Annotated in this window: 3 protein-coding genes; all 3 read right to left on the bottom strand. The window is 72.0% G+C overall.

All coding sequences use genetic code 11. The annotated features are described in order from the left end of the window. Nucleotides 1–20: 20 nt before the first annotated feature. Nucleotides 21–494, bottom strand: coding sequence for an NUDIX domain-containing protein (locus WML84_RS14730; protein WP_347346887.1), 474 nt, complete (start codon nt 492–494; stop codon nt 21–23). Nucleotides 495–499: 5 nt separating this feature from the next. Continuing rightward, nucleotides 500–1,513: an aldo/keto reductase family protein gene (locus WML84_RS14725; RefSeq protein WP_347346886.1), complete on the bottom strand. Its 1,014-nt coding sequence runs from the start codon at nt 1,511–1,513 to the stop codon at nt 500–502. 180 nt (nt 1,514–1,693) lie between these two features. Next, on the bottom strand, nt 1,694–2,380 hold the full coding sequence (locus WML84_RS14720; protein ID WP_347346885.1) for a response regulator transcription factor: 687 nt from the start codon (nt 2,378–2,380) through the stop codon (nt 1,694–1,696). Nucleotides 2,381–2,591 lie beyond the last annotated feature (211 nt).

The following is a 2,591-nucleotide window of genomic DNA, read 5'->3' as shown; positions in this document are numbered from 1 at the left end:
ACGCCACGAAGGCGCGGTGGTCACCGGCCCGCGGCGAGGTGCTCCTCGAGGCGGTCGACCGCGGGACGCTGGCCGGTGACGAGGAGGGTCCGCGCGGCATCCGTCGCCACCCACGCCACGCGGTCGACCTCGGGGAACAGCCGCTTCGCGCCCGAGCGCGGCGGCCACTCCAGCTCGAACTCGCCGAACACGGCGCCCTCGACCGAGAACCCGGCGCCGTCGGCGGCGAACACCGTCACGCGCTTGCCCGACGAGTACGCGAACGTGCCGAGCTCGACGTACGGACCGTCCGGCGGCTCGAGGCCCAGCTCCTCGCGGAACTCCCTCCGCGCCGCCGAAGCCGGGGACTCGGATGCCGGATCGAACTCCCCCTTCGGGATCGACCACGCGCCGGCATCCTTGCGCGCCCAGAACGGGCCGCCCATGTGGGCGATCAGCACCTCGACGCCGCCGTCGGCAGCGCGGCGGTGCAGCAGGATGCCGGCGCTGCGCATGGCGCTCAGGCCGGGCGGGATTTCGGCGACACCTCGTCGGTGAGCGCGGGATCGGTGACTGCGACGGGCGCCAGCGCCGCGTCGATCGCCGCCTTCACCTCAGCGTCGAGCACGACGCCCGAGGCCTGCACGGAGTCCTTCAGCTGCTCGGGACGCGACGCGCCCACGAGCGCCGCCGACACGTTCGGGTTCTGCAGCACCCACGCGATCGCGAGCTGCGGCAGGGTGAGGCCGGCCTCCTGCGCGATCGGCTTCAACTGCTGCACCGCGGTGAGCACGTCGTCGCCGAGGAAGCGCTTGATGAAGTTCGCGCCGCTCTTCTCGTCTGTCGCGCGCGAGCCCTCGGGCACGGGCGCGCCGGGCAGGTACTTGCCGCTCAGCACACCCTGCGCCATCGGCGACCACACGATCTGCGAGATGCCCAGCTCCTCCGAGGTCGGCACCACTTCGCCCTCGATCACGCGCCACAGCGCGGAGTACTGCGGCTGGTTCGACACGAGCTGGAAGCCGAGCTCGGTCGCGAGGACGTGACCGGCGCGCAGCTGCTCGGCGGTCCACTCCGAGACCCCGATGTAGAGCGCCTTGCCCTGCCGCACGATGTCGGCGAACGCCTGCATCGTCTCCTCGAGCGGCGTCTCGTAGTCGTAGCGGTGCGCCTGGTAGAGGTCGACGTAGTCGAGGTCCAGCCTGCGGAGCGACCCGTGGATGCCGTCCATGACGTGCTTGCGCGACAGTCCGGAGTCGTTCGGGCCCTTCGGCCCGATCGGCCAGTAGACCTTCGTGAAGATCTCGAGCGACTCGCGGCGCTGGCCCCGCAGGGCCTTGCCGAGCACGACCTCGGCGGCGGTGTTCGCGTACGTGTCCGCGGTGTCGAAGGACGTGATGCCGAGGTCGAGGGCTGCGTGCACGGTGGCGACCGCGGCCGAGTCGTCGACCTGCGAGCCGTGCGTCACCCAGTTGCCGTAGGTGATCTCCGAGACCTTGAATCCGCTGTTGCCGAGGTAGCGATAGTTGACCATTGCTCCACGCTAACCCCGGCGCGCGCCGTTCGGATCACGGCGCCGCATCCTCCGCCCGCGGCGGCCGCGCCATGTCGGCGATGAGCCAGGTGAGGTCGATGGGCTCGGTGGGCGGAAGATCGACGGATGCCGGGTCGACCGGGGACGTGCTCATGGTGTTCCTCCCTGTTCTCGGCCGACTCAGCTGACCAGTCGGTGCGCGTAGGCGTGCGCGATGAGCTGGAGCCGCGACGCGAGCCCGAGCTTCGCGAGGATGCTCGAGACGTGCGACTTCACGGTGGTCTCGCCGATGTAGGCGGACTCGGCGATCTCGGTGTTCGACAGGCCCCGCGCGGCGAGGAGGTACACCTCCCGCTCCCGAGCGGTCAGCGCCGCGATCGCGGCCGGATCCGGCCGCGCGGCGGGATGGGCCTCGCCGAGGTCGCGCACGAGCGCCACGGTGGTCGCCGGCGCATAGACCGAGCTGCCCCCGTGGACGGTGCGGATCGCCTCGAGCAGCAGCTCGGGCCGCGCGTCTTTCATGACGAATCCGTGCGCGCCCGCCGCGATCGACTCCGTCACGGCTTCGCGCCGCTGGTGCGTCGTGAGGATGATGACGCGCGTGTCGGGCGCGGCGGCGAGCACGTCGCGCGTCGCGGTGATGCCGTCGGTCACCGGCATCCGGATGTCCATGAGGACGATGTCGGGCCTGGTCTCCCGCACGAGCGCCACGACGGCCTCACCGTCCTGGGCCGACCCGACGAAGGCGAGATCGGGCTGCGACCCGACGATCATCTCGATCCCGGCGCAGAAGAGCACGTGGTCGTCCGCGATGGCGACGGTGATGGGCGCGACCGCGTCGGCCGCCTCCCGAGGCTGCCCGCTCATGCGGCCTCCCTCGTCTCGTCGGCCGGCGCCGGATGAACGCGTTGACGATGAAGGCGCCCTCCTCGTCGGCCGACGCGGTGAGCCACCCGCCGGCGAGCCGCGCGCGCTCGGTCATGTTGCCGATGCCCCGCCCCGCGGGCACCGGCCCGTCGGCGTCGGCGCCGGTCGTGGTGACCAGGAGCGCGAGGCCCGCACCGCGCCAGTCCAGGGC

The organism is Microbacterium sp., assembly GCF_039812165.1.
GTDB lineage: Bacteria > Actinomycetota > Actinomycetes > Actinomycetales > Microbacteriaceae > Microbacterium.
This window is presented reverse-complemented; position numbering and strand designations above follow the sequence as displayed.